The sequence below is a fragment of the Herpetosiphonaceae bacterium genome, from assembly GCA_036374795.1.
Taxonomy (GTDB): domain Bacteria; phylum Chloroflexota; class Chloroflexia; order Chloroflexales; family Kallotenuaceae; genus LB3-1.
Map to the genome: position 1 here is coordinate 1 of DASUTC010000278.1, position 23,808 is coordinate 23,808.

The 23,808-nt window shown below is 62.8% G+C and carries 14 protein-coding genes; all 14 read left to right on the plus strand.

The genetic code is table 11. The annotated features are described in order from the left end of the window. A partial coding sequence (locus VFZ66_21375; GenBank protein HEX6291751.1) for a GAF domain-containing protein occupies nt 1–721 on the plus strand: 721 nt, incomplete at its 5' end. Next, the gene (locus tag VFZ66_21380; GenBank protein ID HEX6291752.1) at nt 721–1,566 is read left to right on the plus strand and encodes a S8 family serine peptidase; all 846 of its coding nucleotides are present in this window, start codon (nt 721–723) and stop codon (nt 1,564–1,566) included. The genes VFZ66_21375 and VFZ66_21380, both read left to right, overlap by 1 nt. A gap of 553 nt (nt 1,567–2,119) precedes the next feature. Continuing rightward, nucleotides 2,120–4,168: a RiPP maturation radical SAM C-methyltransferase gene (locus VFZ66_21385; GenBank protein HEX6291753.1), complete on the plus strand. Its 2,049-nt coding sequence runs from the start codon at nt 2,120–2,122 to the stop codon at nt 4,166–4,168. A 62-nt stretch (nt 4,169–4,230) separates the two neighbouring features. Beyond that, nucleotides 4,231–4,416 carry a hypothetical protein gene (locus tag VFZ66_21390; protein HEX6291754.1) on the plus strand — a complete coding sequence of 62 codons (186 nt, stop codon included), beginning with the start codon at nt 4,231–4,233 and terminating at the stop codon, nt 4,414–4,416. 143 nt (nt 4,417–4,559) lie between these two features. Further along, nucleotides 4,560–4,745 (plus strand): hypothetical protein, encoded by a 186-nt coding sequence (locus VFZ66_21395; GenBank protein HEX6291755.1) that lies wholly within the window; start codon nt 4,560–4,562, stop codon nt 4,743–4,745. Between the two features lie 60 nt (nt 4,746–4,805). Then, complete coding sequence (locus VFZ66_21400; GenBank protein ID HEX6291756.1) at nt 4,806–5,027, plus strand: hypothetical protein; 222 nt, start codon at nt 4,806–4,808, stop codon at nt 5,025–5,027. 121 nt (nt 5,028–5,148) lie between these two features. Next, the gene (locus VFZ66_21405) at nt 5,149–6,402 is read left to right on the plus strand and encodes a pitrilysin family protein (GenBank protein HEX6291757.1); all 1,254 of its coding nucleotides are present in this window, start codon (nt 5,149–5,151) and stop codon (nt 6,400–6,402) included. A gap of 205 nt (nt 6,403–6,607) precedes the next feature. Further along, entirely contained in the window at nt 6,608–7,162 is a 555-nt protein-coding gene (locus VFZ66_21410) for a hypothetical protein (protein ID HEX6291758.1), read from the plus strand. Nucleotides 7,163–7,185: 23 nt separating this feature from the next. Next, nucleotides 7,186–8,436 carry an MFS transporter gene (locus tag VFZ66_21415; protein ID HEX6291759.1) on the plus strand — a complete coding sequence of 417 codons (1,251 nt, stop codon included), beginning with the start codon at nt 7,186–7,188 and terminating at the stop codon, nt 8,434–8,436. A gap of 578 nt (nt 8,437–9,014) precedes the next feature. Beyond that, nucleotides 9,015–19,919 carry an RHS repeat-associated core domain-containing protein gene (locus tag VFZ66_21420; GenBank protein HEX6291760.1) on the plus strand — a complete coding sequence of 3,635 codons (10,905 nt, stop codon included), beginning with the start codon at nt 9,015–9,017 and terminating at the stop codon, nt 19,917–19,919. 364 nt (nt 19,920–20,283) lie between these two features. Beyond that, on the plus strand, nt 20,284–20,928 hold the full coding sequence (locus VFZ66_21425) for a hypothetical protein (GenBank protein HEX6291761.1): 645 nt from the start codon (nt 20,284–20,286) through the stop codon (nt 20,926–20,928). A gap of 165 nt (nt 20,929–21,093) precedes the next feature. Beyond that, nucleotides 21,094–22,188, plus strand: a complete 1,095-nt coding sequence (locus tag VFZ66_21430; GenBank protein HEX6291762.1) for a multicopper oxidase domain-containing protein — start codon at nt 21,094–21,096, stop codon at nt 22,186–22,188. Then, the gene (locus VFZ66_21435; protein ID HEX6291763.1) at nt 22,181–22,621 is read left to right on the plus strand and encodes a hypothetical protein; all 441 of its coding nucleotides are present in this window, start codon (nt 22,181–22,183) and stop codon (nt 22,619–22,621) included. The genes VFZ66_21430 and VFZ66_21435 overlap by 8 nt, the downstream gene beginning before the upstream one ends. Before the next feature lie 76 nt (nt 22,622–22,697). Then, nucleotides 22,698–23,795 carry a P1 family peptidase gene (locus VFZ66_21440; protein ID HEX6291764.1) on the plus strand — a complete coding sequence of 366 codons (1,098 nt, stop codon included), beginning with the start codon at nt 22,698–22,700 and terminating at the stop codon, nt 23,793–23,795. Nucleotides 23,796–23,808 lie beyond the last annotated feature (13 nt).

Consider the following 23,808-nt stretch of genomic DNA (forward strand, 5'->3'; position numbering starts at 1 on the left):
CGCGCCGATGACGCACTCCCGCCTGCTGGAGATGATCGTCCAGACCGCCGCCAGCGTGATCTCGGCGCGGGCAGCGGCGCTCTTTCTGGTGGACGAGACGACCCAGGAGCTAACCTTCGAGGTGGCGCTTGGCGGGAGCGCCGAGACGGTCAAGCATTTTCGGGTCCCGCTGGGCCACGGGATCGCGGGCTTCGTCGCGCTCACCGGCCAGGCCATCGCCATCGCCGACGTGCAGAACGATGCGCGCCACGCCTCGGATATTGCGCGCAGCGTCGGCTACATGCCGCAGAGCATCCTGTGCGTTCCGCTCTTCTTCAACGACCAGATCATTGGCGTGCTTGAGCTGCTCGACAAGGAAGGAGCCGACTCGTTCAGCCCCGCCGATATGCATCTGCTGGGGATCTTTGCCAACCAGGCCGCCGTGGCGATCGAACAATCATGGACCGATCAGCACTTGACCGTGCTGATCGGCGAGGCGCTGGTTGGGCTGGGCAGCGCCGCCATCGACCAGAGCGGACGCATGCGCGAGCGCGTGGAAGCATTCATCGCCGATGCGCAGGCCGACCCGCGCTATCGTCAAACGCTTGAGCTAGCCCGCCTGGTTCAGGAGATCACGGTGCAGGGCGAGAGCGAGCTGAAGACGTGCCAGACGATCCTGCGGAGCTTTGCCGACTATCTCCGGGCGCGGCCAGCGCCGGAGAGCCAGATCGGAGGGCCGTGATGAGCGCGTCGCAGCCCGCATGGAGCGAGCAGTTCGCGCCGGGGGCGATTCCGCAGATCGCGCCGCTTGAGCCGCTAGAAAACATCACCCGCGAGTGGGCCTGGGGCGGCAGCACCGGCCAGGGCGTGCGCGTCGCCGTCATCGACAGCGGCATCGACGCGGCCCATCCGGCGATCGGCGGGCGGATCGGCGGCTACGTCTCGATCAGCGAAGGGCCGGACGGTCTGATCTACGATACCGCGCCGCACGCCGATGTCTTTGGACACGGCAACGCCTGCGCCGGGATCATTCGCGCTATCGCACCCACCTGCGATCTCTACAGCATCCGCGTGCTTGGGCCGGGCCTCTCCGGTCGGGGCGCGATCTTTGCCGCCGGGCTGCGCTGGGCGATCGAGCACGACATGCACGTCTGCAACCTGAGCCTGGGCACAACCCGAAAAGATTTTTTCGCGCTGCTGCATGACCTGGCGGATCAGGCCTACTTCCGCAATGTGATCCTCGTGACGGCGGCCAACAACATGCCGATTCCGAGCTACCCGTCGATGTACGCCTCGGTGATCTCGGTCGCGGCCCACGATCTGAACGATCCGTACCTGTTCTACTGCAATCCGAGGCCGCCGGTCGAGTTCGGCGCGACCGGCATCGATGTCGAGGTGGCCTGGCAGCAGGGAGGCCGGATCACCGCGACCGGCAATAGCTTTGCCGCGCCGCATATCACCGGCATCGTCGCCAGAATTCTTGGCAAGCATCCGGGCCTCAACCTTTCGCAGATCAAGGTTATTCTGCGCGCGCTGGCCGCCAACCGAGCGCCTGGGCTGCAGCCGGACGGCGATGAGCAGCGCTGACGTTGCGACAGCGCTGCGGTGGGCAAAAAAGGAGATTGCGACAACGTTTACCGGGTTATAATTCTTATAAAACAGGGTGTTGACAATCGGCTGCATATAGGGTAATGTAGTAGGCACCGAGGAAAACCGAACAAGAAGTTCAGTTCACAAATCATCTACACACCACCGAAACCTGTGCGCGCAACACCCCACGGCTCCGCTCCTGCGCACCACCCACCTCGCTACGCAGCACCCAAAAGATAGCTTCTGTCCGGCATATTGCCGCGCGCCTCCATCCAGGCATCAGATCACCGCCTGCGCGCCACTGCTCATAACTGGAAAGCTCTACACAAACGGCTTCTGTCCGGCATATCGCCGTGCGCCTCCATCCAGGCATTACATCATCGCCTGTGCGCCGCTGTTCGCAAGGAAATAGCACTTCCTAAAGGCGTCTGCGGTACGCTGTATGTTCTTGCGCCTCCGTCCACGCATCACAGCCCGTGCCGCCGGAGATCACCTGGAATACAACCGCATAGCGTTCTGTAAGCGGTAGAACGTGGTGGAGGAAATGCCCATGATTACCGAGCAATCTCCGGCTGCCAGTCATGCCGAAGAATCGTCAGTCCAGCAGCGCGACGTTGTGCTCGTGAGCATGCCCTTTGGACCGCTGATGCAGCCCTCGATTGCGCTTGGCCTGCTCAAGGCGTCGCTCGGACCGCTGAACATTTCCGCCGAGGTGCTGTACTTCACCATGCGCTTTGCGCAGCGCATCAGCCCTCAGACCTACGAGCGCATCGCCAACGAGGCGGCCTCGTTCGATCTGGTGGGCGAGTGGACCTTTTCCAGCGCGCTCTTTGGCGCAGACCAGCTCGACTTCGATGGCTACATGGAGGATGTGCTCCATCGCCGCGCGCCGGGCCACCTCGAAGCGCAGGCATGGAACCCGCTCCCCGATAGCTTTATCGAGGATGTGCTTCGGGTGCGCGCTCAGGTCGAGAGCTTTCTTGATGAGTGCGCGCAGGACGTGCTCAAGCGTCGTCCGCGCATCGTTGGCTTCACCAGCGTCTTCGAGCAGCAGATTCCGTCGCTGGCGCTCGCCAAGCGGATCAAAGCGGCAGATCCTGAGATCGTTATCGTGTTCGGCGGGGCCAACTGCGAAGGCGTGATGGGCGCTGAGGCGGTTCGCCAGTTCGCATTTTTGGACGCCGTGGTTTCGGGCGAGGGCGATTTCGTCTTCCCAGAGATCGTGCAGCGCGTCAAAGCAGGCCGCTCAGTGGACGATCTCCGAGGCGTGTACACCCGCAGGAACGTCGATTTCATCGCCATCAACGGCAAATACCCGATCGCCGCCTCCGTCACCAACATGGACCTGCTGCCGATCCCTGATTACGATGACTTCTTCGAGCAGTTTGCCGCCTATAACCTGAGCGAATTCCGCGACGCGCGGCTGATGTTCGAGACATCGCGCGGCTGCTGGTGGGGCGAGAAAAACCACTGCACCTTCTGCGGCCTCAATGGGTCGAACATGACCTTCCGCAGCAAGTCGGCGGAGCGCGCCTTGAAGGAGCTGCTCTTCCTGACCGAGAAATACCCAAATCATCCGATCTCGGTCGTCGATAACATTCTGGACTACAAGTATTTCAAGGACTTCGTGCCGGAGCTGGCCGCGCGACAGCTCGACCTTGAGCTGTTCTACGAGGTCAAAGCCAATCTGCGCAAGGAGCAGGTGCGCCTGCTGCGCGATGCCGGAATCACCCTGATTCAGCCGGGCATCGAGAGCCTGAGCAGCGATGTGCTTGAGCTGATGCACAAGGGCGTCAAAGCGCTGCAAAACATCCAGTTGCTCAAATGGTGCAAAGAGCTTGGCATCAGAGCTTTCTGGAACGTGCTCTGGGGCTTTCCGCGCGAGTCGCCCGAATCGTACGCACGGATGGCCGAGCTAGCGCCGCTGCTGACGCATCTCAGGCCGCCGAGCGCAGCCGCGACGATCCGCCTGGATCGCTTCAGCCCCAACTTCGATCAGGCGGAGGAGCTGGGCTTTATCAATGTCCAGCCCTATCCGGCCTACCGCTATATGTATCCCTTCCCGCCCAGCGTCGTCGCCAACCTCGCCTACTACTTCACCTTCGAGTACCGCGAGCCGCAGGAGGTCTTGAGCTATACCAAGCCGCTCGCGGAGCAGATCGTCGTCTGGCGTAACGAGTACGTCAACAGCGACCTTTTCTCGGTCGATAAAGAAACCTTCCTGATGATCTGGGATCTGCGCCCGATTGCCCAAAAGCCGTTGACCGTGCTGACCGGCATGCAGCGTATCCTGTACATCGCCTGTGATACCGCGCGGAATATCAGCCAGCTTCGGCAAGTCGTCGAAGAGCACACTGGTGAGACAGCCTCCGCGACGGCAGTTGAGGAACTGTTTCAGCCACTCTTGGAGCAGGGCTTGATGCTCAGAGAAGATCACTCCTACCTCAGTCTGGCGATTCCGCTTGGTGATTACTCCCCGAAAAAACAGGTGTTGGAGCGCTTCCAGCAGGTGCTCCAGACATTTGGGCAATCGTCGGGAGATCACATAGTCATCCCTATAGCCGACTCTGTAGCAGAGGAGGTGGTGTCCACCGCTTGAGATCCATGTTGTCGGAGACGAATACCTTGTACGCATGAGCTATAACACACGGGAGGAAGATCATGGCCGACACAGGCAGCAAGGGCAGGAAAGAACTCAAGCTCGACCGCAACGACTTCCAGGTCAACGAAAAGGGCGAACTGGTCATCGACAAGCACACGCTTGATCAGGCCATGCAGGGCACGCCGGCTGAGTCGACCTCGCCCGAAGCCGAGGCGGTCAAGGTTGGCATCGTCATCGAGTTCTAAATCTCGCAGGTTGTAGGAGCCACCCGCGCTCCTACAACCTTTGTTTCAGACGTATGCGCATCGAGCAGATGCACAATCCTGCCCAGGCAGTTTCAGGTTGGCCGCGATGACCGCGCGTTCAACCAGCTCACGGGAGGAAGATCATGGCCGACGCAGGTAAACATGGACGGAAAGAACTCAAGCTCGACCGCAACGACTTCCAGGTCAACGAAAAGGGCGAACTGATCATCGACAAGGAGGCGCTTGAGCAGGTGATGCAGGGCACTCCCGCAGAGATGACCTCGGCGGAAGCCGAGGCGGTCAAGGTTAGCCTCGTCGTCGAGTTCTAAACCTCGCAGGTTGTGGGAGCAGTTCACGGCTCCTGTAACCTTTATTTCAGGAGGATGAGGATGGAGAAGATGCACAATCCCGCCCCCAAGCAGATTCGGCTCAGCCGCGATGACCTCGCGTTCAACCAGCAGGGAGAGCTGGTGATCAAGAACGCCGAGCTGATCGAGGCGATCAAGGCGCAACTGGCCGCGTCCGACGCGGCGGAGATCCAGGGCTACGCCATGACCGGCGACACGCTGCCGACCTACGAGGCGATCAGCATCAGTATCGTCAAGGATTAGCGCGGCCACCAGGTTTGGTCCGCAGGCGTGAGACGACTGATGCCGTAACGCTACCTGTACGCGCCTGGCATACCGGCGCGAGCATCTCTTCCGGCACCCGACAGCGGCGGTGACAAGAATCATGGCAAAAGAAACCATCATCCATACTGTGTTGAGCAGTGGCCTTCAAATCAAGCTGAAACAGCAAGCACACCAGCGAACGGTGAATCTGGGCGTATTCATCAGTCACGGCACACAAGATGAGGATCTTCAGACCAGCGGCGCGGCGCATTTCATCGAGCATGTCGTCTTCAACCCAAACTACCTGCCTCAGCACCTTCAAGAGTTGCTCAATAGCCTGCTTGAAGCGGGCGTGAGCTACGAGGCGGCGACGAGTAAAGAGTATACCCGCTTTATGCTCACCTGCTTGCCGAAGCAGATCGAGCAGGTGCTCCATGCCCTGAGTCTGCTCGTCAGCTCACGCCATGTGAGCGACGCGGCGATCGAGCACGAGCGCCCGATCATTCTGCATGAGCACGCGATGCATTTCTCTTCCAGCGCCGTGCTGAAGGAGCTGCTGGATCATGCCCTGTGGGGCGATCATTCGCTCGGCCTCTTTGTGATCGGGCGGAAAGAGAATATTCTGCGCTTCGATCGGCAGGAGCTAGAGGAGCGGCTGCACCTGCACTATGTGCCGGAGCGTACCAGCCTCGTCGCGCTTGGCCCGATCGACGTCGACTCATTTGTGGAGCAGGTCGACCACTATTTCGAGCCGTGGGAAAGCTCGCCGCGCAACTTCAGCGATCCGATCGTCGTCACCGAGCCACGGCTGGCCGCGCTGCCCACCAACAGCTCTCGCATCGATCTGCTGATCGGGTATGTCGGCGTTCCATCCGACTCGCGCGATCGATATGCGATGGATCTGCTGGCCGATATTTTAGGCGGCGACTTAAAATCACGGCTTTTCGTCGAGCTGCGCGAAAAACAAAAGCTGGCCTACTTGGTCCACGCCTACCCGACAACGTATGCCCTGGGCGGCTATCTTGCGATCAGGGTCAACTGCAATCGAGAGGATCTGCCCAGAGCACACGCGGCCATTCAGCAGGAGATCGCGCGCATCAAAGCCGACGGCGTCAACGAGGCAGAGCTGGCGCGTGTCAAAGCTAGCAGGACACGCGCAGTGCTGATGACGCTCGAAAATAGCCCGCAGCACCTCCAGCTCCTCGGTCGGCGCGCGACGCGCAACGACGATTTCTTTGTGGATCTTGAGACGCGCCGGATCGAGACGGTTCAGGCCGAGGATATTGTCCGGCTGGCAGAGGAGATTTTCATCCCCAAAAATATCGCGATGGTCGGGTTTGGGCCGCAAGACGAAGAGTTGCTACAACTGATCTAGTGCGCCGCGAGGCTGGGGCGGGTGCCAGGACGAGTGCCAGCCCGGGATCTATGCGGGTGCCATTAGGACATGGTACCCCGGCATGGCACCCGGCGGTGGGCATCCCCGAAGCATTCCCCTTTCTGATGTGGAATCGCGTACGCTGGCTTCCCAACAGAGTGCCTGATTCTGCACGAGCTGATGGGACAAACGGAAAGAGCAATCTATGGACGACCAGCAAGCGCGCCTTGAGCGCGAGAAGGTCATTTTGGGACAGGATGATCTCGAACTCCTGCAAGAGGGCGGCTTCCAGGTGCTCAGCGCGATGATGAGCAACCCGACCACCACGCGGCAGCTTGCGATGCGGCTGAATATGAACCGCGCCCGGGTGCAATATATGATCGACAAGCTGATGCAGCGCGATCTGATCCTGATTCATCAGCAGGTCCAGGAGGCGGGGCGCGGCGAGGTGTACTACACGGCGGCGGCCAGGGATATTGTTGTCGCGCTGGATCAGGGCACACCGCAGCAGACCCAGGCGGCAGGCGCGCAAATTGTGCTTAACTCGATCCAGATGCATTTAGCGCGCGCATTCGCGGAAGCGCCGCCGGATGCCAAAATTGTCGTCAAGCTCGTCCAATGCACGCTGGACGAGGCACACATACAATCGTTCATCGAGCGGATCAGCGAGCTGGCGCGGGAGTTTACCGAGGCCGAAGATAGCCGTGCTCCACAAGAGTATGCCTTAGCTCTGGCGCTGTATCCGATTATCGATGATTGACGTGCTACGTGAAGGCCAATCTTATGTCCGTGGAGCAACCATCGAAGCTATGGAACCGGGACTTCAGCATCCTGTGGGCAGGGCTGATTCAGTCCTATCTCGGCGATGCCTTTCTGGAAATCGGTCTGCTCTGGCTGGTGCTGGAGCTGACCGGCAGCCCGGTTGCCGCCGGTGCGATCCTGGCGCTGGAAGGGATTCCTAAGCTGCTGGGGCCGCTCGCCGGGGTGATCATCGATCGGACGAGCAAGCGGCTGGTACTGATCATGGCCGATCTCGTACGCGGCATGATTCTGGTGCTGGTGTATGGCCTGTATGTGCTCGGCTTGCTGGCAATCTGGCAGCTCTACATTCTGGTCGTCGTCCTGGGCGCGATGACGATCTTCTACGGCCCGGCGCTGCGCGTGATGCTGCCGACGCTGGTTCCCGACAGCGCGCTTCCCGGGGCGAACTCCGCGATCCAGGGCGGGCAGCAGGTGGCGATGATCGTGGGCGCGAGCCTGGCTGGCGTGATGCTCGCCCTGATCGGCACTCCGGCTGCGCTGCTGCTCGATGGGCTATCGTTCTTAATCGCGGCGCTGGCGCTCTGGCTGGTCCATTTTCCGCCGGGGCTGCTGCGGAGCAGCCGTCTGAGCGCAGGCGCGGTCTGGCACGACATGATCGGCGGGCTGCGTTTCATCTTCTTTACGACGCAGGTGCTAATGTTGACGGCGCTTGCCTTTTTCATCAATCTCGTGCTCAGCCCGGTTAACGTGATCTTCCCGTTTTTCTCGAATACGGTGCTGGGCCAGGGCGTGGAGGGCTTTGGCTTCCTGGCGGCTTCGATCGCGGTCGGTCTTTTAGTGGGCAACCTGGCTGCCGGGATCATCGGCGACCGTCTGCCCTACACGTGGTCGATTCTGCTGGGGCTGCTGGGCATGACGCTGGCGCTGATCGGCCTGAGCTTTGCGCAGACGCTGCTGGTCGCGCTGATCATAACCGCAATGCTGGGCTTCATGACGCCGTTCATCCAGATCCCCCTGGTATCACGCCTGCAGCGGGCAGTTCCCCAAAACTACCAGGGACGAGTCTTCGCTACAATGGGTACGCTGATCTCGCTCTCGACGCCACTCGCGGCTGCTCTGGCCGGCCAGGCGCTGGCGGCGCTGCCGATACCGCTCATCTTTCGGGTGGCGGCGGTAGGTACGCTGGTGGTCGCCTGTATCTGGTTCGTGGTTAGCCTCAGGCAGCAGCCAGAGCCAGGCGGACAGACCGGCTCAGTCGAAACAACGAGATAGCCAGCGGGCGATAGAGCACCCGGCAGCAATGGCCGCTTCGCGCGGTGCTCTTTGCTGCCGGGTACGTGCGCGTTGAAACCCCACAGCCAGAATCTCAACGATCCTTGGCCGCCTATACCCATGCACCCTTTAGGACCAGACGATAGCCCAACCCCAGATCACTCATCAGGAGCAGCCTCCGGGCTACAGCACGCGCTGAGCGCCTGCGCGTGCGTTTTGACGCATGCCCGCCCTCAGGTAAATTTCAAATAAACTATTACCTGGTAGTGTCCCAAACCAGTACTCTAGTACTATTGGATACAGCGGTCCTCTCCTGTACTCTTTGATCCGTCCTTTTGTCTAGATTTAAATATATCTAGGCCCCAGCGATCCAAACATCACCATCATTCACCACAAGGTGGTAGCCTGCCCGCCTGAGAATTCCACGTGTCGGCCCTTTCGCATCGTAGCTCGCTGTCTTTAACATCCCCATGGTCGAGCAAGACGCGCTATGACGAGCCTGTCTTTGCCCGTGTCGCCGCCGACCTTGTGTTGGCCTGACGGTGTCCACTTTGTCCTGGTACTAGAGGAAGGATCTCATGAAGGCGATTAGCCGCGCGCACGCCTTGCTCCGCGTGCTCCTGATCTTCGGTCTGCTTCTCTCATCGCTTGGCCCATCGGCCTATTCCCAACCCACGGCTCGCGCCGCCTCATCGCCCGACGACATCTCATACATCTACGATGAGGCCGGACGGCTGACCGGCGTCGTCGATCCGGGGGGCGATGCCGCGACCTACAGCTATGATGAGGTCGGCAACATCAGCTCGATTGCCCGGCGGCCTGCTACGCAGCTTGGCCTGATCGAGTTCACGCCGAATGCCGGGCCGGTCGGCACGACCGTCACGCTCTACGGCACGGGCTTCAGCGCCACCGCCGCCGATAACGTGGTGAAGTTCAACGGCGTGACGGCGACCGTCACCTCGGCGAGCGCCACACAGATCGTCGTCAGCGTGCCCGCAAGCGCCACCAGCGGCACCCTGTCGATCACCACCCAGGGCGCGACCGTCACCAGCAGCACGCCCTTTACGGTGCAGGCGGCGGCGGCCACTCCGCAGATCACCGCCTTCACGCCGACCGTCGGCGCTCCTGGGACAGTGGTGACGATCGATGGAGCTAACTTCGAGGCCGCGATTGCCAACAATAAAGTCGGCTTCAACGGCACGCTGGCGCATCTGACCTCCGTCACCAGCACGCGCATCGAGACGACGGTCCCGACCAAAGCCGCCTCAGGACGCCTCTCGGTCGCGACACCCGCCGGGAAGGTCGTCAGCAGCAGCGACTTTTTTGTACCGCCGTCGGGCTTTACCGCCGCAGACATCGATGTCACCGGACGCATGGCGATCGGCGAGAGCAAGGCGATCACGCTGGGCACCGCCAACAAGATCGCGATGATCCTGTTCGACGGCAGCCAGGGCCAGCAGGTCAGCCTCAATCTGACCGGCGTGACGATTCCTTCCACCTCCGTCTCGATCCTATCGCCCGACGGCTCGACGCTCGGCTCGGTTTCGATCGGCACCAACGGCGGCCTGCTCGATAACCGGACGCTGCCCGCCACGGGCACCTACACGATCCTGGTCGATCCGGGCAGCACCTACACCGGCAACATCACGCTCAACCTCTACAATGCCGCCGACGTGATCAGCCAGATCACGCCCGGTGGCCCGGCGCTCAATATCGCCACGACCGTACCGGGCCAGAACGCGCGGCTGACGTTCAACGGCAGCGCCGGGCAGAAGGTCAGCCTGGGCATGAGCAGCGTGACGATTCCCAGCAGCTACGTCTCGATCCTTAAGCCCGACGGCACCGCGCTGGTTGGGGCGACCTCGATCGGCACGGGCGGCGGCCTGATCGAGGCCCAGACGCTACCGACAGCGGGCACCTACACGATCCTGGTCGATCCGCAGGGCACGTATACCGGCGGCATGACGCTCACGCTCTACGACGCGCCCGACGTCACCGCCACGATCACGCCCGGCGGCGCGGCTGTCTCGGTGACGACCATCGTGCCGGGGCAGTTCGCCAAGCTGACCTTCAACGGCACGCAGGGCCAGCGCATCGCGCTGCTGGTCACGAGCGCCACCAAAGCGTATGATCTGCTGATCACCAAGCCCGATGGCACCACCCTGTGGGGCTGGGGCGGCGTCGGCACCAACTCCTATATCGACACGACCACGTTGCCCGCCACCGGCACCTACACGATTACCGTCAACCCGCGCGGCAGCGAGCTGGTGACAACGGCGCTGACGCTCTACGACGTGCCCGCCGATCTCAGCGGCTCGATCATCGTCGGCGGCGATCCGGTCACAACCACCACTACGGCGGTCGGCCAGAACGCCCGGCTGACGTTCGAGGGCACGCAGGGCCAGCGCATCGCGCTGCTCGTGACCAGCGCCACCAAAGCCTACGACCTGCTGATCACCAAGCCGGACGGTACCAACCTGTGGGGCTGGGGCGGTGTCGGCACCAACTCCTATATCGACACGACCACGTTGCCCGCCACCGGCACGTATAGCATCAACATCAACCCGCGCGGCACCGAGACGCTGACCACATCCATCAAGCTCTACGATGTGCCTGCCGATCTCAGCGGCTCGATCATCGTCGGCGGCGATCCGGTGACAACCACGACCACCGCTATCGGCCAGAACGCCCGGCTGACGTTCGAGGGCACGCAGGGCCAGCGCATCGCGCTGCTGGTCACGAGCGCCACCAAAGCGTATGATCTGCTGATCACCAAGCCCGATGGCACCACCCTCTGGGGCTGGGGCGGCGTCGGCACCAACTCCTATATCGACACGACCACGTTGCCTGCCACCGGCACCTACACGATTACCATCAATCCGCGTGGCACCGAGACGCTCACCACCGCGATCAAGCTCTACGATGTGCCCGCCGACGTGACCGGCACGATCACGGCGGGCGGTCCGGCGGCATCGGTCACGACGACGTCGGTCGGGCAGAACGCCAAGCTGACGTTCGAGGGCACGCAGGGCCAGCGCATCGCGCTGCTGGTCACGAGCGCCACCAAAGCGTATGATCTGCTGATCACCAAGCCCGATGGCACCACCCTCTGGGGCTGGGGCGGCGTCGGCACCAACTCCTACATCGACACGACTACGCTGCCCGCCAGCGGCACCTATAGCATCACAATCAATCCGCGCGGCACCGAGACGCTGACGACCAATCTGACGCTGTATGATGTGCCCGCCGATGTGACCGGCACGATCACGCCCGGTGGTCCAGCCGCCTCGGTCACGACGACGGCAGTGGGGCAGAATGCCAAGCTGACCTTTACCGGCACGCAGGGCCAGCGTGTCTCGCTGCTGGTCAACTCGACGACCAAGGCGTACGATCTGCTGATCACCAAGCCCGACGGCAATGGCCTCTGGGGCTGGGGTGGCGTCGGCACCAACTCCTACATCGATACGCTCACGCTCCCGGCAAACGGAACGTACACGATTAACATCAACCCGCGCGGCACCGAGACGCTGACGACCAATCTGACGCTCTACGATGTCCAGCCCGATGTGACCGGCACGATCACGCCCGGTGGCCCGGCGGTCAATATTGCCACGACCGTGCCGGGGCAGAATGCGCGCCTGACCTTCAGCGGTACGGTGGGCCAGCGCGTAAGCGTCAGCCTGGGCAGCGTGACGATCACCAGCAGCTACGTGTCGCTGCTCAAGCCCGACGGCTCCACGCTGACCTATATTTCGGTCGGCACGGGCGGCGGCTTCATCGACGCCCAGACCTTGCCGACGGCGGGCACCTACACGATCCTGGTCGATCCGCAGAGCACCTACACTGGGCAAATGGCCGTCACGCTCCATGACGCCGCCGATGTGACCGGCACGATCACGCCCGGCGGCCCGGCGGTCACTGTGACCACCAATGTGCCGGGGCAGAATGCGCGCCTGACCTTCAGCGGCACCCAGGGCCAGCAGGTCAGCCTGAGCATGACCAATGTTACGCTCCAAGGTAGCTACGTCTCGATCCTCAAGCCCGACGGCTCGACGCTTGTCTCCTCCAGCTATATCGGCACGGGCGGCGGCTCGATTGACGCGCGCACGCTGCCCTCGACCGGCACCTACACGATCCTGGTCGATGGCTACTCGACCTACACCGGACGGATGAGCCTGACGCTCTACGACGTGCCGACCGACATCATCAGCCCGATCGTCGCTGGCGGCAGCCCGGTGACGGTGACGACCACCGTGGCGGGGCAGAATGCCAAGCTGACATTCAGCGGAACGGTGGGCCAGCGTATCAGCATCAGCCTGGGCAGCGTGACGATCTCCAGCAGCTACGTGTCGCTGCTCAAGCCCGACGGCACCGCGCTGGTTGGGGCAACCTCGATCGGCACGGGCGGCGGCTTCATCGACGTCCAGACCTTGCCGACAGCCGGCACCTACACGATCCTGGTCGATCCGCAGGGCACCGCTACCGGACGCATGGTGGTCACGCTCCACGACGCGACCGAGGCGACCGGCACGATCACGCCCGGCGGTCCAGCGGCCTCCGTCACGACCACCGTGCCTGGGCAGAACGCCAAGCTGACGTTTACCGGTACGCAGGGCCAGCGCATTGCGATGCTGGTCAACACCACCACGCGCAACTACGATCTGCGCATCCTTAAGCCCGACGGCACGCAGCTAATCGGCTGGTGGGGCACCTGCACAGGCTGCTACTACGACACGATCAGCCTGCCCACGAGCGGCAGCTACATCATCGAGATCAACCCGCGTGGCACCGATACGCTCACGACTTCGCTGACCGTCTACGATGTGCCCGCCGATGTGACCGCCACGATCACGCCCGGCGGCGCTGACGCCACGGTGACAACCACGGGAGTGGGACAGAACGCCAAGCTCACGTTTACGGGCACACAGGGCCAGCGCATCGCGCTGCTCGTGACCAGCGCCAGCAAGGGCTACGATCTGCTGATCACCAAGCCGGACGGTACCACCCTGTGGGGCTGGGGCGGCGTCGGTACGAACTCCTACATCGACACGACCACCCTGCCCGCCACCGGCACTTACAGCATCAACATTAACCCGCGCGGCACCGACACGCTGACTACAGCGATCAGGCTCTACGACGTGCCTGCCGATCTCAGCGGCTCGATCATCGTCGGCGGCGATCCGGTCACAACCACCACTACGGCGGTCGGCCAGAACGCCAAGCTGACCTTCAACGGCACGCAGGGCCAGCGCATCGCGCTGCTCGTGACCAGCGCCAGCAAGGGCTATGATCTGCTGATCACCAAGCCGGACGGTACCACGCTCTGGGGCTGGGGCGGCGTCGGCACCAACTCCTACATCGACACAACCACCCTGCCCGCCACCGGCACCTATAGCATCAACATCAACCCACGCGGTACCGACACGCTGACTACGGCGATCAAGCTCTACGACGTGCCTGCCGATCTCAGCGGCTCGATTATCGTCGGCGGCGATCCGGTCACGACCACAACGACCGCGATCGGCCAGAACGCCAAGCTCACGTTCAGCGGCACGCAGGGCCAGCGCATCGCGCTGCTCGTGACCAGCGCCAGCAAGGGCTACGATCTGCTGATCACCAAGCCCGACGGCACCGGCCTCTGGGGTTGGGGCGGCGTCGGTACGAACTCCTACATCGACACGACTACGTTGCCCGCCACCGGCACCTATAGCATCAACATCAACCCACGCGGCACCGACACGCTCACCACATCCATCAAGCTCTATGACGTGCCCGCCGATGCCACCGGCACGATCGTCGCAGGAGGCAGCCCGGAGACGGTGACAACCACGGCAGTCGGCCAGAACGCCAAGCTCACGTTTACCGGCACGCAGGGCCAGCGCATCGCGCTGCTGGTCAACTCGGCCAGCAAGGGCTACGACCTGCTGATCACCAAGCCGGACGGCAACGGCCTCTGGGGCTGGGGCGGTGTCGGCACCAACTCCTACATCGACACGCTCACACTGCCGACCAGCGGCACGTACGGCATCACGATCAACCCGCGCGGCACCGATACGCTGACGACCAACCTGACGCTCTACGACGTGCCCGCCGATCTCAGCGGCACGATTACGCCGGGCGGCGCTGACGCCACGGTGACGACGACCGCCATCGGCCAGAACGCCAAGCTCACGTTTACCGGCACGCAGGGCCAGCGGATTTCGCTACAAGTCATCAGCGCCAGCAAGGGCTATGATCTGCTGATCACCAAGCCGGATGGCAATGGCCTCTGGGGCTGGGGCGGCGTCGGCACCGGCTCGTACGTCGACGTGCTCACGCTCCCAACCAGCGGCACGTACGGCATCACGATCAACCCGCGCGGCACCGATACGCTCACCACAGCGCTGAGACTCAACGATGTGCCCGCCGATATTACCGGCTCGCTCACCACGGGCGGCCCGTCGGTGACGGTGACTCCCAGCGTGCCGGGGCAGAACGCCCGCCTGACCTTCACCGGCAGCGCCAACGAGCGCATCCGCCTGACGCTCAGCGGCGTGACGATCCCCAGCAGCTACGTCTCGATCCTCAGGCCCGACAACAGCAGCCTGACGGGCACCTCGGTGGGCACCAGCGGCGGCAGCCTCACGCCGACGCTGCCGGTAGCAGGCACGTACACCGTCGTGGTCGATCCGTCGAGCACCTACACCGGCGGTATGACGCTTAGCCTGTCACTCTACACTGCCAGCGCACAGTCGCTCAAAACGGCAGCCGCGCAGCCTGTCACCGCAGAGATCGCGGCGATCGGTGCGCACGGTACGCTGGCCTTGGGCGCACCTGCGGGCGGAACGAGCGCTGTCGCTGAGCGACCGCTCAGCGAGAAGGAGCTGGCGATCGTAGGCCAGGGCGGTGACGACGAGTTCTGGGCTCCCGATCCCAGGAATATGCGCAACTGGCAGACCGGACGCCCGCGCTCTGCCGCCCAGGATCTGCCGCCCTTGCAGGCCACTCCCGGTGTGACCGCGCTGACCGGACAGGTGCTCGATCTGAGAGGCCGTCCGCTGAGCGATGTCACACTAGAGATCGAGGACCGCTCCGTCACTACCGACAAGACCGGACGCTTCTTGCTCGAAGATGTGGAGCCGGGCCACCACGAGCTGGTGATCGACGGCGCGACCGCCAGCAAGCCGGGCCGCAGGTATGGCATCTTTGAGGTCGGCGTCGATATCGTCGCGGGCCAGACCAATATCCTGCCCTACACGATCTGGCTGCCCAAGCTCGACACCGCGCACACGGTCAAGGTCACGTCGCCGACGACCGAAGAGATCGTGCTGACGACGCCGTACATCCCCGGCCTTGAGGTGCGCATTCCCAAGGGCACGGTGATTACCGACGATGACGACCAGCCTGTCACCGAGATCGAGCTTGGTATCACGCCAATCCCGGTCGATCGCACGCCGTTCCCGCTGCCGCAGAACGTGTACGTCCCGATCTACTTTACGATCCAGCCCGGCGGCACGTATGTCAAACCCTTCGCTCGCATTATCTACCCCAACTACGACAACGAGCCGGAGGGCAAGCAGATCAGCTTCTTCCACTACGACCCGGAGGAGAAGGGCTGGTTCGTCTACGGCCAGGGCAAGGTCATGCCTGGCGGCAAGCAGATCGAGCCCGATCCCGGCGTAGGCATCTACGAGTTCACCGGCGCGATGATCGGCACGGGCGGTAATCCTCCCGGCGACGGCCCGACGCCCGGCAACGACGACGACGACGGCGATCCGGTCGACCTCAGCACGGGCATGTTCGTGCTCGATAAGACCGACCTGATCGTGCCCGATGTAATGCCGCTGGTGCTCAACCGCACCTACCGGCCAGGCGATACGGTCGTGCGTCCGTTCGGCATCGGCACCACCCACCCGTACCAGAGTTACATGTGGTCGGCGCAGCAGTACCGCGAGCTGGATCTGATCCTGCCCGACGGTGGTCGCGTGCACTACCTGCGCATCTCGCCAGGCACCGGCTGGACCGATGCGGTCTTCGAGCATGTCGGCTCGACGAGCAAGTATCACAAGTCGATCGTGCGCTGGAACGGCAACTCCGGCTGGGACCTGATCCTCAAGGACGGCACGGTCTATACCTTCCCGCAGTACTCGCCGCTCCAGTCGATCCGCGACCGGCACGGCAACCGCATCACGATCTCACGCAGCGGCGGCAGCACCGGCAACATCACGCAGGTCACGTCGTCCAACGGTCGCTGGATCACCTTCACCTACGACACCAGCAACCGCATCACACAGGCTAAGGACAACGTCGGACGGACGGTGAACTATACCTACGACGCCAGCGGGCGGCTGTGGAAAGTGACCGATCCGGCGGGCGGCGTTACCGAGTACACCTACGATGCGTCGCACCGCATGCTGACGATCAAGGATGCGCGCGGCATTACCTTCCTGACCAACGAGTACGATACCAATGGCCGCGTGCGCAAGCAGACGCAGGCCGACGCCTCGACCTACCTGTTCGCCTACACGCTGGATACGAATGGCAAGGTCACGCGGACCGATGTGACCGATCCGCGCGGCAACGTGCGCCGCGTGACGTTCAACGCCAGCGGCCATACCCTGACCGACACCTACGCCGTGGGCACGCCGCAGCAGCAGACGATCACCTACGAGCGCGAGGCCGGAACGAATCTGCTGCTGAGCATGATCGATCAGGCGGGTCGCAAGACGGCCTACACCTATGACGCGATGGGCAATATGACCAGCGTCACCAGGCTGGCCGATACCGCTAACGCGGTGACAACGCGCCTGACCTACGACTCGCGCTTCAATCGGGTCGCCAGCATCACCGATCCGCTGGGCCACGCCAGCACCTTCACCTACGATACCAGGGGCAACCTCGCGGCGATCACCGATCCGCTCGGTCGACGCGCGACGCTGACCTACAACGGAGCCGGACAGGTTGTGGCGGTGACGAATCCGCTCAACCAGACGATACGCTTCACCTACGAGGGCGGTGATCTGGCCTCAGCCATCGATCCGCTCGGACGCAGCACAGGTCGGTTCACCGATAGCATCGGGCGGCTCGTCTCGCAGACGAACGCGCGCGGTGTGATGCGGCGCTACGACTACAATGCCTTGAGTCTGCCGGTGCGCCTCGTCGATCCCACGGGCGGTGTCAGCCAGTTGGGCTACGACCAGAACGGCAACCTGATCACCATTCAGGACGCACGCGGCAACACGACCAGCTATACCTACAACAACATGGACCGACTGGCATCCCGCACCGATCCGCTGGGTCGCGCGGAGCAATACCTGTACGATGCCGGCGGGAACGTCACGCAGGTGACGGATCGGAAAGGACAGGTCAGCGTCTTCCAGTACGATGCGCTGAATCGCAACACGTTCGCAGGCTTTGGCAAGACCGGCAACGGCAACCAGTACCAGAGCACGCTGAGCTACGCATACACCGCGGTCAATCTCGTCGCCAAGATCACCGACTCGCAAGCGGGCGAGATCAACTTCGGCTATGACGATCTGAACCGCCTCGTCAGCGAGGCATCGGCGCAGGGCGCGATCAACTACGCCTACGACGCCGCCGGGCGTCAGGTCAGTATGCAGGTCGCCGGGCAGCCAGTCGTCAACTACACCTATGACGATGCCAACCGGCTGACGCGCATCACCCAGGGCTCGGCGGCGGTTGCGATGGCCTACGACGATGCCAGCCGCCTGACGAGCATGAACCTGCCGACTGGCATCAGCATGGCCTACAACTACGACGATGCCAGCCAGATGACGGGTATCGGCTATAAGCTTGGCACCACGACCATCGGCGATCTCACCTACGGCTACGATGCCACCGGCAAAGTATCCAGCCTTGGTGGGAGCTATGCCCGCACAGGGATGCCGCAGCCTGTGACGTCCGCGACCTACGATGCCGCCAACCGGCTTACCCAGTGGGGCAGCAGGTCGCTGACCTACGACGCGAACGGCAACCTGACCAACGACGGAACCAATACCTACACGTGGAATGCTCGCAACCAGCTTGTCGGGCACAATGGTACGGGCCTGAGCGCCAGCTTCCAGTACGACGGCACAGGACGACGTATCGGCAAGACGGTGAATAGCGCCGCCACCGGGTTCATGCATGATGGGCGCAACATCGTGCAGGAGCTGGCGAACGGCACGCCGACGAGCAACCTGCTGACGGGTCTGGGTATCGACCAGACGTTCACCCGCACCAGCAGCAGCACCGAGACGCTCCTGACCGATCGGCTGGGATCAACCCTGGCGCTGGTCGACGGCTCCGGCGCGGTGCAGACCGAGTACACGTACGATCCGTTCGGCAATACCACCGCCAGCGGCGCGCCGAATGCCAACGCGAGCCAGTACACAGGCCGCGAGAATGACGGCACCGGGCTGTACTACTACCGCGCGCGCTACTATAGCCCGACCTTCCAACGCTTTATCAGCGAAGATCCGATGGGCTTTGCCGGCGGCGACGTCAACCTGTACGCCTATGTCGGCAACAGCCCGACCAACTTCACCGACCCGCGCGGGTTGTTCCTCGATACGCTGGCGGACATTGGGTTTATCGCCTACGACCTGTATAAGGTGTTCACCGGCGGACGCAAGAACTTAGGTGAAAACCTGATGGCTCTGGGCCTGGACGTGGCCGGTGCGCTCATTCCGTTTGCTACCGGTCTTGGAGCGGCGGGACGCGCCGCTTCCCACGCCGACGACGCCTACGATGCGCTCCGCGCTGCGGGTAAAGGCTGTAGTTTCAGCGGCGATACACCTGTCAGTACGGAGGATGGAGCGAAGCCAATCCGCGACATCAAGGTGGGCGATCGAGTGCTGGCCTACAACGAGGTCTTGGACAGCACAGGTAGCTACACCGTGACAGCGGTCTGGTCGCATCACGATCCGGTTGTCGAGCGGCTCACGATCGACGGCGAGCAGCTTGAAACCACGCCGGAGCATCCATTCTATACGGAGGAGCATGGCTGGGTCCCAGCCGGTCATCTCCAGGTCGGCGCCCACGTCCGCACAGCGGATGGAACACCAGGCACGGTGCAGGCGGTCGAGTTTGCGCACGACCCGCAGCCAATGTACAACCTGACGGTCGATCAGGCGCACACCTACTATGTGGGCGAAGAGCAGGCATTGGTCCACAACACCTGTCCGGTGGTCCAGATCCCGCGCAGCCGGTATCCTGAGACGGCCAAGCACATCGAAGATGCGCAGGCCGCAGGGCATCCCTCAGAGCTGACCATCGACCGAGGCGGCGCGAAAGCCAACCGCTCCGAGTCGCTGAAGGGCCATCCGACGGTGCCCGGTAAGGATCGGGATGAGTATCCGCCAGCGATGTTCCGCGAAGGAGGTAGCGGAGCAAGTGTTCGCCCCATCAACCCAAGCGACAACCGTGGCGCAGGCTCGTGTATGAGCCACCAGTGTAGCGCGTATCCAGACGGCACGCGCGTGCGCATCGAGGTTGTCCCGTAGCGTCTGAGGCCAGATCCTGGCACAGGCCATCCGAGAAACGCCTGGAAGATCGGATCTTCCAGGCGTTTCTGCCCAACCGCTAGCGCAGACAGGCCGGGCCGCGCACCTCGCATAGCAACCGATGGTGTCCCTGGCCGACGCAGACGAAACTGCCGTAGGCAGATATGACCGCATCGCTCCTGTTAAGCGAGTAAACCCGGTATACTGTGGGGCATCCTGCACGCAGGAGCCGCGCCTCAGCCGACAGGCGGGGAGTTTGGGGCAGGCCCCAGGCATTCCCCGCGCTGATGCAGAATCGGCTGCATCGCCAATAGGCTGCCTGGTTCTGCACCGGATGAGGCAACAGTTACCGAAGGAGTTGGATATGCGAGGATCATGGGTAGAACAATTGATAGCCATTGCGAGTCCCGCGCTCGGCAGCACGGATGCGCGCTTTCCTCAGGAGCTTCTTGATCGCTGGGGAGCACGAGCAGCCGAGCTTGCGGCGCTCTTGAAGCAAAAAAATGGCCTGCTTGCCTTCGAGAGCGCGCTGCATCTCTTCCCGATCGGACCGGTCACGAGTGGCTATAGCCTTGAAGCGTGGAACTCGCCCACGCTCTGGCGCGAAGGATATGAGGATGCCGCTCAGGATGCGCTCTTTTTCGCGGAGGACATCTTTGGCGAGCAGTTCTGCATCCGTGGCGCACGTATCTGGCGCTTCAATCCCGAAACGGGTGATAGCGAAGAGCTTGCTCCAACCTTAGAGCAGTGGGCACAACGGCTGCTTGAGGATTATAATCTGGAGACGGGCTATGCCCTGGCTCATGAGTGGCAAAATCAGTATGGCGCGCTGCCGTTGGGCAAAAGACTCCTCCCCAAGATCCCGTTTGTGGCAGGCGGTAAGTACGCTGTAGAAAACCTGTACGCGACGGATGCCGTCACCGGCATGAGATTTCGCGCCGATCTCGCGCGGCAAATTCGTAATCTGCCCGATGGGACGCAAATCCGCTTCCAGATCACCGAAGATTAAGCCCGGCACACAGCTTTAAAGCCTCTCGGTCCGTGTATGGCGCGGTGTCTTGTACTTTTTGATCTGACTATGCTTGCCCGAACCATAGACGCCGCGATCGCCTCCATAGCACCGTATCTACATCTTGAATGACGATGATCGTCCTACAAGCCGATGGATAATCGCATGACTCGACATTCCCCTATCAGCCGCCGCTCGCTCCTGAGCAAGTTCGGCCTCGCCGGCCTCGGCGTCGGCGCTTCGACGCTCCTGCGCTGGCTCCCCGGCGAGCAGACGCCCGCCGCCACCGCTCAACACGCCGATCACCAGCATCATGGCGGCAACATGGTCGAAGGCGATGTCGACCCCAAGGTCAACGGCTTCGACCCGACGGCGATGCTGACCGACTTCGATTACGGCACCGTCAGCACGCTGCCCAGCGGCCAGACGCTCCGCGAGTACAAGCTTGTCGCCAGCGATAAGCAGATCGAGATCGCGCCGGGCGTGAAGTTCTCCGCCTGGGCCTACAATGATCGCGTGCCGGGGCCAACGCTGCGCTGCACCCAGGGTGATCGCGTGCGCGTCACGTTCATCAACGGCTCGTCGCACCCCCACTCGATCCACTTTCACGGCATCCACCGCCCATCGGCGGACGGCATCGAGATCATCCAGCCGGGCGGCCAGACGGTGTACGAGTTCGACGCCGAGCCATTCGGGCTGCACCTGTATCACTGCCATGTCCCATCGCTGATGCGACATATCCATAAAGGCTTGTATGGCGCGTTCATCATCGATCCGCCGACGCCGCGCCTGCCCGCTCATGAGCTGGTCATGGTGATGAACGCCTTCGATACCAACGGCGATCGTGGCAACGAGTTTTACGCCGTCAACACCGTCGCCTTCCACTACTCCAAGCATCCGATCCCGGTGAAGCTGTATGAGCTGGTGCGAGTGTATCTGGTCAATGTCACCGAGTTCGACCTGCTGAACTCGTTTCATCTGCACGCCAACTTTTTCAACGTCTTTCGCACAGGCACCCGGCTGGAGCCCCACGAGTTCACCGATATGATCACGCTGGCGCAGGGCGAGCGACATATTCTTGAGTTTAGCTTCAAGTTCCCCGGCCAGCATATGTTTCATGCCCATCAGAGCGAGTTCACCGAGCTAGGCTGGGTCGGCATGTTCGATGTGCAGGCCCCGACCACCGCTGCCGCGTCCGATCAGCGGGCGCTCTTCGGCATCTGCGAGCTACCCACTCCAACTGAGGAACAACATGGCTAACTCTTTCGACCTCCAGCTCAAGCGCGTCGGTGTGGGAGTTTCGAGTGCGCCCGTGCGAGCGATCGGCGTGCTGCTGATCGGCGGACTCCTGGCGCTGCTCGCGCTCTGGCAGACCGGCCTGCTTGGCTCGACGGCGACCGGCGGCCAGGCGGTCGTCGTCGAGAGCATCAGCCTGCCGACGACCGACAGCATCGTCGTGGGCGTGCGGAACGGCGGCTCCGACGATGTCACCGTGGCGCAGGTTCAGGTCGACAGCGCCTACTGGACCTTCACGATCGAGCCGGGCGCGACGATCAGCCCAAGCGGTCAGGCGACGATCACGCTGCCCTATCTCTGGGTGCAGGACGAGCCGCATACGATTACGATCGTCACCGGCACCGGGGCCGTCTTCGAGGAAACGATCGAATCGGCGCAGCTCGGCGCGACGCGATAAGGGAACGAAAGTTCCAAGTTCGACGAACGCGAAACTTGAAACGCGAAACTCGAAACGCGCAACAAGGAGGCCGCCCGTGCAGCCACCCGCCGGTACGGATCGGTGTCGTGCGCGCGCGCTGGGGATCGTGCCCGGCATTCTCTCGCCCGGCCCGCTGAACGCGATCACCGACGTGCAGGGCGTGCTGGTGGGCCACGTCACCTGGATCGTCGGCGACGATCTGCGCACCGGAGCGACCGCCATTCTGCCGCATTCCGGCAATCTCTATCACGAGCGTGTTCCAGCCGGAGTGGTCGTCGGCAACGGCTACGGCAAACTCATCGGCAGCACACAGGTCGTGGAGCTGGGCGAGCTTGAAACGCCGCTTGTGCTCACCAACACGCTGGCGGTGCCACGCGCGGCTGATGCGATTCTTGACTGGACGCTGGCACAGCCTGGCAACGAGCAGATCCTCTCGATCAATCCGCTGGTGGGAGAAACCAACGACAGCTACCTGAACAATATCCGCCGCCGGGCCTTGACCGCCGAGATCATTCGCGGCGCGATCGACACAGCGCAGGCCGGAGCCGTCGCCGAGGGCACCGTCGGAGCCGGGACCGGAACGATCGCCTTCGGATGGAAAGGCGGCATCGGCACCAGCTCGCGCCGACTCCCGCCAGCGCTCGGAGGATACACCGTCGGCGCTTTGGTTCAGTCCAACTTCGGCGGCGTACTCCAGATCGCGGGCGTGCCGATCGGCCAGGAGCTTGGGCGCTACTATCTCCGCGACGCAGTCGAGCAGGACGCCGCCGACGGCTCGATCATGATCGCGGTCGCGACCGACGCGCCGCTGAGCGATCGGAACCTGACACGGCTGGCCCGCCGCGCGCTGGGCGGCCTTGCGCGTACCGGAGCGGCGATGACGCACGGATCGGGAGACTACGTGATCGCCTTTTCGACCGCCGAGGACGTGCGCCGACGAGCAGCGCCGGATCGTCGGCTCATCACGCTCCGCGAGCTGCCGAACGAGCAGGTGTCGCCGCTGTTTCAGGCCGCGATCGAGGCCACCGAGGAGGCGATCTATAACTCGCTCTGCATGGCGAGCACGCTCGTGGGCTACCAGGGCCATGTCGGGGAAGCGCTGCCCCTGGATCGGGTCCGCGCCATGCTACGCCGCTACGGTCGTCTCCCGTAAAGCACGAGCCGCG

Excerpts from the sequence above, each read along its gene's own strand:
- VFZ66_21380 (HEX6291752.1), top strand. The coding sequence starts at position 721 with ATGAGCGCGTCGCAGCCCGCATGGAGCGAGCAGTTCGCGCCGGGGGCG.
- VFZ66_21385 (HEX6291753.1), top strand. The coding sequence starts at position 2,120 with ATGATTACCGAGCAATCTCCGGCTGCCAGTCATGCCGAAGAATCGTCA.
- VFZ66_21390 (HEX6291754.1), top strand. The coding sequence starts at position 4,231 with ATGGCCGACACAGGCAGCAAGGGCAGGAAAGAACTCAAGCTCGACCGC.
- VFZ66_21395 (HEX6291755.1), top strand. The coding sequence starts at position 4,560 with ATGGCCGACGCAGGTAAACATGGACGGAAAGAACTCAAGCTCGACCGC.
- VFZ66_21400 (HEX6291756.1), top strand. The coding sequence starts at position 4,806 with ATGGAGAAGATGCACAATCCCGCCCCCAAGCAGATTCGGCTCAGCCGC.
- VFZ66_21405 (HEX6291757.1), top strand. The coding sequence starts at position 5,149 with ATGGCAAAAGAAACCATCATCCATACTGTGTTGAGCAGTGGCCTTCAA.
- VFZ66_21410 (HEX6291758.1), top strand. The coding sequence starts at position 6,608 with ATGGACGACCAGCAAGCGCGCCTTGAGCGCGAGAAGGTCATTTTGGGA.
- VFZ66_21415 (HEX6291759.1), top strand. The coding sequence starts at position 7,186 with ATGTCCGTGGAGCAACCATCGAAGCTATGGAACCGGGACTTCAGCATC.
- VFZ66_21420 (HEX6291760.1), top strand. The coding sequence starts at position 9,015 with ATGAAGGCGATTAGCCGCGCGCACGCCTTGCTCCGCGTGCTCCTGATC.
- VFZ66_21425 (HEX6291761.1), top strand. The coding sequence starts at position 20,284 with ATGCGAGGATCATGGGTAGAACAATTGATAGCCATTGCGAGTCCCGCG.
- VFZ66_21430 (HEX6291762.1), top strand. The coding sequence starts at position 21,094 with ATGACTCGACATTCCCCTATCAGCCGCCGCTCGCTCCTGAGCAAGTTC.
- VFZ66_21435 (HEX6291763.1), top strand. The coding sequence starts at position 22,181 with ATGGCTAACTCTTTCGACCTCCAGCTCAAGCGCGTCGGTGTGGGAGTT.